Source organism: Enterococcus sp. CSURQ0835, assembly GCF_902706605.1.
Classification (GTDB): domain Bacteria; phylum Bacillota; class Bacilli; order Lactobacillales; family Enterococcaceae; genus Enterococcus_A.
This window is the reverse complement of record NZ_CACSLH010000056.1, coordinates 1-7,564: the sequence shown is the minus strand read 5'-3', so window position 1 is coordinate 7,564 and position 7,564 is coordinate 1. Positions and strand designations below refer to the sequence as shown.

At 41.1% G+C, this 7,564-nt stretch carries 4 protein-coding genes and 1 pseudogene; 4 read left to right on the top strand and 1 reads right to left on the bottom strand.

All coding sequences use genetic code 11. The annotated features are described in order from the left end of the window. Window positions 1-106: 106 nt before the first annotated feature. Window positions 107-238, top strand: a pseudogene (locus tag GVJ38_RS13890) (aldo/keto reductase); the annotation flags it as partial. Between the two features lie 287 nt (window positions 239-525). Further along, a complete protein-coding gene (locus GVJ38_RS13885) occupies window positions 526-3,645 on the top strand; it encodes a glycoside hydrolase family 70 protein (protein ID WP_159723789.1) in 3,120 nt (1,039 codons plus the stop codon). 55 nt (window positions 3,646-3,700) lie between these two features. On the opposite strand, the gene GVJ38_RS13880 is transcribed toward GVJ38_RS13885, so the two are convergent. Further along, complete coding sequence (locus GVJ38_RS13880) at window positions 3,701-4,588, bottom strand: sulfite exporter TauE/SafE family protein (RefSeq protein ID WP_159723788.1); 888 nt, start codon at window positions 4,586-4,588, stop codon at window positions 3,701-3,703. 303 nt (window positions 4,589-4,891) lie between these two features. Between GVJ38_RS13880 and GVJ38_RS13875 the strand changes: the two genes are divergently transcribed. Both GVJ38_RS13875 and GVJ38_RS13870 read left to right on the top strand, forming a co-directional pair. Next, window positions 4,892-6,184 (top strand): GntP family permease, encoded by a 1,293-nt coding sequence (locus GVJ38_RS13875; RefSeq protein WP_159723787.1) that lies wholly within the window; start codon window positions 4,892-4,894, stop codon window positions 6,182-6,184. 12 nt (window positions 6,185-6,196) lie between these two features. Next, window positions 6,197-7,339 (top strand): glycerate kinase, encoded by a 1,143-nt coding sequence (locus GVJ38_RS13870; RefSeq protein WP_159723786.1) that lies wholly within the window; start codon window positions 6,197-6,199, stop codon window positions 7,337-7,339. Window positions 7,340-7,564 lie beyond the last annotated feature (225 nt).

The following is a 7,564-nucleotide window of genomic DNA, read 5'->3' as shown; positions in this document are numbered from 1 at the left end:
TCTTCAACTCCTTTCTATATTTGTATTATATATCGGATACATAAATAAGTCAATAGATATTAGAATAAAAGTGAGATAAATTTGCATTTTTTTTGCGACCTTTTTAGCGTCTACGCAAGTGATTGCTGGAACGATGAATGTAGAACGGATCAAAGAGATCGCTCAAGCAGCTGAGATCACTTTGTCACGAGAAGATTGGTATACAATCTACTTAGCGGCTGGGAATGATTTGCCATAGCTTTTAAAGCTAGAACAATCGAAATGTTCTAGCTTTTTTTTGTTGCAGATGGCTATGAATAGTCCAGTTCACATATTTGTTTTTTTAATTTTATAAAAAATTATGAGAGAAAAATTGCAAAAAAATATAAAGGGCGTTATAATTCTAATTGTAATATTAGTCAAAATTTAATAGTGTTCTGTGATTTTTTGATTGGAATTTTATGAAGGGGGAATTTTTTTATGGAAGTGCAGGTAAAGAAATAGAAAAATCGTTTGCTAGTCACCTATGTTCGTGTGATACTCGCGTTGTTTTTATGTTCCGCTAGTGTCAATCTCAATGTCTTATTTTCACAAGCTGCTGAGACAGGTGCCAATCAACCTGCGGCATTAGACACTGGATCGGTCAACAATATTGATGGCTACTTGAGTTACACTGGCTGGTATCGACCGAAAAAGATCCATTATGGCGGGACTGAATGGAAGGACAATCAAAACGACTGGCGACCGCTTTTGATGTACACGTGGCCAAATGATGACGTGGCAATTGAATATTTGGAGTATTTCTTGAAAAATGGTTTTCAGTCAAGTGCTAATCAACTAACGGTCAAGAAAGTTGAGGAAATGAAAGCGTTGCCTGAAAAGGCGAAAAAAGCAACACTGAAAAATTATGTCGCGGTGATGCGAGATAATATTGAAGCGGATCTTAAAAAGAACAATAATAATAACCAAAATTTAGTTAACACGCTGAATAGCTTTATCGCTCAAAATGATTTCTTATCCACCAAAAGTGAGCGATCCGTGCAATACTCTAAGAAAGATAAGTATAAACCCGATCCATCAGGGACGACTGATGATGATCAAATTATTTTTGGCTCTAGTAGTAACACGCCACTGACTAGTAGTAAGTATCGCAAATTGAATCGAACCACCACGAATCAGACGAATGAATTTGATCCAAGTAATGTCAATGGACTTTCACCAGAGTTTTTAGTCGGGAATGACATTGATAATTCAAATCCAATCGTTCAAGCTGAAACGTTGAACTGGGAATATTTCTTGTTGAATTATGGCACGATCACAGCAAATGAACCAAAAGCAAATTTCGATGGCTTCCGCGTGGATGCAGCAGATAACTACGATGCTGACTTGTTAGATCAGCTTAGTCAATTGATGGATGAGATGTACGGATTGAAAGGTAATTCGCAAGCGTTGAATGATCATTTGACTTATAGTGAAAGTTATCAATCTAGTAATGGTGATCGGATGCGCAATGTTGGAAGCCCACAGTTGATTATGGATGGTGGCTATTTTTATACGTTGAATAATCAGTTGGGCTACGGCGATTCCAAAAATAGTAATTGGCAATTACCGAAGTTGAACACGTTGGCTACGAATAGTTATGTTAATCGCACGAATGATAATCCAGCAAACACCGCGTTGCCAAACTGGAGCTTTGTTAATAACCATGATCAGCAAAAAAATCGGATCAATCAAGCTATGATCGATCTGAATCCAAATGATCCGACGATATTAGCAGATGGCTATACACCTGAAAAAGAAAAAGCTGCAATCAAAGTTTTCCAAGATAATAAAAATTATTATCAAACGATCAATTTGCCAGCCCAATACGCATTATTACTGACGAATAAAGACACGGTGCCAACGGTGTATTACGGTGATATGTATGACGAATTTAGTCCGTATATGAGTAAGAGGACCGAAAATTATGAAGCGATTGAAACTCTACTCAAAGCGCGGAAAAAATATGTTGCAGGTCCGCAAAGCACCAGCAATCAAAATAATGAAACCCTTTTTGCTAGTGTGCGAGAAGGGAAGGATCGTAATTCAGGGATCGCAGTCATCGTGACTAATGGAGAATATGGCAAGTCGGAGACAGAAAAAGTTTCGTTAGGGCAGCAACACGCTAACCAAGAGTATGTGCGAATCTTAGGTAATGATGGCGATACAGTTACGACGAGTCAAGAAACAGTCACAACAAATGGCAATGGAGAGGCTACTTTCCCAGTCAATGAGACGGCTAGTTTTGCAGCTGCGAATAAAAAGCCAAGTAATCCGAACATGGTAGGGCATTTAGGGGTCTGGGTGCCAAAAGATGCACCAGCTAATCAAGATGTTCGCACGCAGCCAAGTGAAGTTACTGAGCCAGCTGATGGTAAGATATACCACTCTAATGCAGCGATTGATTCACATGTTATTTACGAAGCATTTAGTTTGTATTTGCCAGATGAAAAAAATATGTATCAAACGATTGGGGATAGAGCTGATGAGCTAGCTGGTCTAGGCTTGACGGATATTTGGATGCCTCCTGCTTATAGAAGTTTCAACATGACGCGTTATGGTGAAGGCTATTCAATAGCAGATCGTTATGATCTTGGAGAAAATACACCAACTAAATATGGAACAGATATTGAGCTGCGAGGTGCCTTGGTTAAAATGCATGATCAAAATTTAAAAGTACAAATGGATCTAGTACCTAACCAGGTTTTAGGAATGGGCCAACAAGAGGCGGTTACTGTTTACCGTGGGGATCGTTTTGGCCGCAACTTTAATCAATCGGATACATTGCAAAAATATTTGGATCAAGATATTGCTGGTGAGTTTATTTACTTCCCTTATACAAAAGGAGGCGGTGACAAACAAAAACAATATGGTGGAGAATTTTTAGCCGATTTACAACAAAATTATCCAAGTCTCTTTAATACACCCGCCAAATCCACTGGTGAAGCACCTGACCCAAGTGTTAAGATCAAACAATGGCAAGCCAAATATCAAAATGGTTCGTCGTTACAAAACTTAGGGATCAATTTGGCGATGAAAGTCAATCAGAATGAGTATGCATATTTGAAGGATGGGGATAATCAAGTCAAAGAGACTCTGCTACCAGAAGAATTACGCGGTGATTACGAGGCTGGCGTCCGAACGGGTAATCATGTTTTTGATGGAAAAGTGTACCGTTATGACAGTAAGGGTATCTTAACAACCGCTTCACCTCCGACTCCACCGGCAAAACGCGAAACGTTATATCGTTTGTATAATCCAAATTCAGGTGAACATTTCTATACTTTGCACAGTGGTGAGAAAGAACATTTGATCAAAGTCGGTTGGAATGATGAAGGCTTTATCGGCGAGACGCCAACTACTGGTGAGGATGTTTACCGACTGTATAATCCAAATGCTGGGGATCATCATTACACGAAGAGTGTCATTGAACGAGATCACTTAGCAAGTGTCGGCTGGAAAGCTGAAGGGGTTGCATTTAAATCTGGCGGACCGGTAGATGTTTTACGAGTCTATAATCCAAATGCTGTGACAGGTAGTCACCATTACACCCAACATGAAAGTGAGAAAAATCAATTAGTCAAACTCGGTTGGCTCGATGAAGGAATCGGCTGGAATTGTTACTAAAAAATACCGCGTGCAACGTAACTCGTTGCATGCGGTATTTTTTGGATTTTATTGATCAGCTTTCCGAATTGACTAAGGGAGTCTTGCGAGCTTTTAGGATATATTGGATACCCGTGTAGACGATGATCACGATGACTAAATAAGAAATCACAGTGATGTCGAGCCCCATTAAAAATTGAGATGCGATGATCACACCTGGAATCCCACCGATCGTAATAGCAAGTGCGATTTTACGATCATAGGCTTTTTCACGAATGAAATTGATGCTAGCAACGGGTTGTAAGCCAGCACATGAACACATCATGATCGGAAAAGCAGCCAGCGGTGTCATGCCTAACATGTAGATCATAGCCATACAAGGCGCGTATAATCCAACGCCAACTGTCATCAAAGCACCAAAGATAAAGTTGCCGATGATTCCGATCGCTAATTTGATCCCGGTCAGTGAAGTGGCTGTATTACCTTTTCCTAACAGATCGATCAAGTGCAATTGACGTAACAACATGAAAATAGCCGTGATCAAAAGTGCCCAGCCGATCCATTTTTGCACGGTGCGTTCTGAAAATTTCGTCACGGTTTTGGAACCGATCCAAGAACCCGCGATCGCTGCTACGATCAACGCAACAAGGGTCACGGCATCAACTTTGATCACAGTCACGAAAATGATTGCTTCTAGTAAAACGGGGATTGCGTGGCCAACATTCAAAATGCCTGGCAGCTTACGGTCGTTTTCCAATTGTTTGGTCGCATTTAACAGCATCGTAGTGATCGCAAAACTCCCAATCCCCAACGTGTCACAAAAATCTGCGATAAACCCGATGATCCCACTGACTAACCAATTGCCCTTACCAAGATCGTCTCGGTGAGTCAAAACGTCTTTTAATAAAAGGACAGCTTGAAACGCCATCAAAAGAAGTAAAATATAAAAAATAATCTGTGCCATAAATCCACCTCATAATTTCATTTGGTTTTAATTATATCAGGAAATGAAAAAAAAATCTTGTTAAATTGTACACATGACAATGGATCAATGATTTATTCTAAACTGAAATAGTTCTTTAATTGCAGCAAAACTTGTCTTTTCTAGTAAACTAGCTATGCTTTTTAACGCTTAAATAAGCATATTGAGTGTGTGATTAAGCTGTAATTGTGTAAATGCACAAACAAATTTGTGAAACTTCCAATTTTATTTTTAAAATTAATCGCTAAAATGAAAACGTAATCAAAAATAAAAGAGATGTTTCACATGCCTCAAATAACGATTCCATGGTTCGCTGCTATTATTGGTCTATTGCTTGCGATCTTTTTGATTTTACAAAAAATCAATCCCGTTTATTCATTATTTTTAGGCGCAATTGCAGGGTGTTTGATCGGGGGTGCTTCACTGACTGACACCGTCAATATTTTAGTTGCTGGAACACAAAGTATTATGGGAACAGCGATTCGCGTTTTAGCAGCTGGGATGTTAGCCGGCGTGATGATGGAGTCAGGCGCCGCAGAATCGATTGCACATGCGATCGTTACCAAGCTAGGTGATAAAAAAGCTATTTTATCGTTAGCGTTGTCGACGATGATCATTACTGCGGTGGGTGTTTTTATCCCGGTGGCTGTTTTGATCGTCGCGCCAATTGCTTTATCGGTCGGTAAGCAAACCGGGATCAGTAAAATCGCGTTGTTAACTGCTTTGTCAGGCGGTGGGAAAGCCGGGAATATCATTTCGCCTAATCCGAATACGATTGCTGCTGCGAACGGTTTTAAGTTAGACTTGAGTAGCGTGATGATCGCTGGTTTTATTCCAGCGTTGTTTGGCTTAGCTGCGGCGGTGATCATTGCCAGTTTGATCCGAAAAAAAGGTGAGATGGTCCGAGCAAGTGATTTGCCAGCAGAACAGATCACAAATTTGATTCCATTAAGCAAAGCATTGATCGCACCAGTCCTAGCCATCGTTTTATTGTTGATCAATCCGATCGGAACCATTTTGAAGATCCAAGTATTGGCGAATTTAAAAATTGATGCGCTGTACATTTTACCCTTTGCTTCGGTTGTAGGAACGATTGCGATGGGACACGGAAAACAGTTACGGGAATATACAGCTGCCGGCATTCATCGTGTGACTGCAACGGTCTTGATTTTGATTGGTGCCGGTGCGATTGCGGGTTTGATCTCTGTATCAGATCTTTCAAAACAAGTAGTTCACTTGATTTCAATCGTTGGGATCTCAGGAACATTTTTGGCACCGATTTCTGGTGTTTTGATGGGACTAGCGGTCGGCTCGACCTCGACTGCGGTAATTTTAGCTACCGGTTCCTTTGGCGGTGCGATCTTAGCGACCGGAACGGCGCCACTAGCTGCAGCGGTCATGGTTCATACCGGTGCGGTCGTGATCGACAGTGTCCCTCAAGGCAATTATTTTCATATCACGGCAAACAGTATGCACATGACGATCAAAGAGCGGATGAAAGTTATTCCGTATGAAGTCTGTATCGGTGGTTTGATGATGATCGTCGCAACTGTATTATATGGGTTTATTTTAAAATAAGGAGCAAAAGCAATGACAAAAAAATTCGTCTTAGCACCGGATTCATTTAAAGAAAGTATGACTGCCAAAGCTGCTTGTCAAGCGATGGAAGAAGGAATTTTGCGTGTGTTTCCGACTGCTGAAATCATGCAAGTTCCGATGGCCGATGGCGGTGAGGGAACCGTAGATGCGTTAGTTGCCGCAACGGGTGGGAAAAAAATACCGGTCACCGTTGCCGGCCCATTTCCTGAAAAAACCATTACGACTTATTATGGTCTTTTAGGTGATGGGAAAACGGCCGTGATCGAAATGGCTAAAGCCAATGGGATCGAGTTAGTCGCCAAAAAAGAGCGTGATCCATTGAAAACTTCAACATATGGGACAGGTGAGCTGATCAAAGCGGCGTTAGACCAAGGGGTTGAAACTATTATTATTGGGATTGGCGGTAGCGTGACCAACGATGGTGGTGCAGGAATGGCACAAGCATTAGGAGCTCAGTTGCTAGATCACGAAGGAAGCGAGTTGCCAGCTGGTGGTGGCGCGCTAGCTCAATTGGCAGAAATCAACTTAGATACACTTGACTCACGTTTAGAAAAAACCGAGATCTTGATCGCAAGTGATGTGACCAATCCTTTGACTGGACCAGAAGGCGCGTCTTATGTGTTTGGACCGCAAAAAGGAGCGACCGCCGAAATGGTCCGACAGTTAGATCAAAATTTAAAACATTACGCGGCAATCATTGAACGTGATTTAGGCATTTCGATTGCAGACGTATCTGGTGCTGGTGCGGCTGGCGGACTTGGTGCTGGTTTGTTAGCTTTTACTCAAGCTAAAATGCGTTCAGGTGTTGAAACGGTGATCGAACACACTAAGTTAGCGGAAAAAATCGCGCAAGCAGATTATGTTTTTACCGGTGAAGGTGGGATGGATTTTCAAACCCAATTTGGTAAAGCACCTTATGGCGTAGCAAAAGTTGCTCAGCATTATCATAAACCGGTCTTTGCTTGTGCCGGTTACATCGGTGAGAATGTCGAAGTTTTATATGATGAAGGGATGACCGCGATCTTTGGGATCTTAGCCCAAGCCAGCGCATTAGACGAAGCATTAGCAACAGGCGTTGAAAATCTCACGCGAACGACAGAAAATATTGCACGCGTATTGAAGGTAAATAGCTGATTCATTGGATGAAAAGTAAAAATTTAGTACAATCAAAATAAAAAGAAAGCGGATAATAATGAGTGATTTGTTAACAAAAGATCAAGCGAGCTTGATCGCAGACTGTAGACAAAGTCCCTTTTTGGATGATGTTTACAGTCTTTTCTTTTATAATAGAATTGAAAACGAATTCAATGCTATTGAAAGGAATGAGAGCGATGATGTCAAAACATCCGTTAGATGGTC

What these genes read in the sequence shown, in the direction of transcription:
- GVJ38_RS13880 (WP_159723788.1), bottom strand. Translation starts at nt 4,588, where the DNA reads ATGGCACAGATTATTTTTTATATTTTACTTCTTTTGATGGCGTTTCAA.
- GVJ38_RS13875 (WP_159723787.1), top strand. Translation starts at nt 4,892, where the DNA reads ATGCCTCAAATAACGATTCCATGGTTCGCTGCTATTATTGGTCTATTG.
- GVJ38_RS13870 (WP_159723786.1), top strand. Translation starts at nt 6,197, where the DNA reads ATGACAAAAAAATTCGTCTTAGCACCGGATTCATTTAAAGAAAGTATG.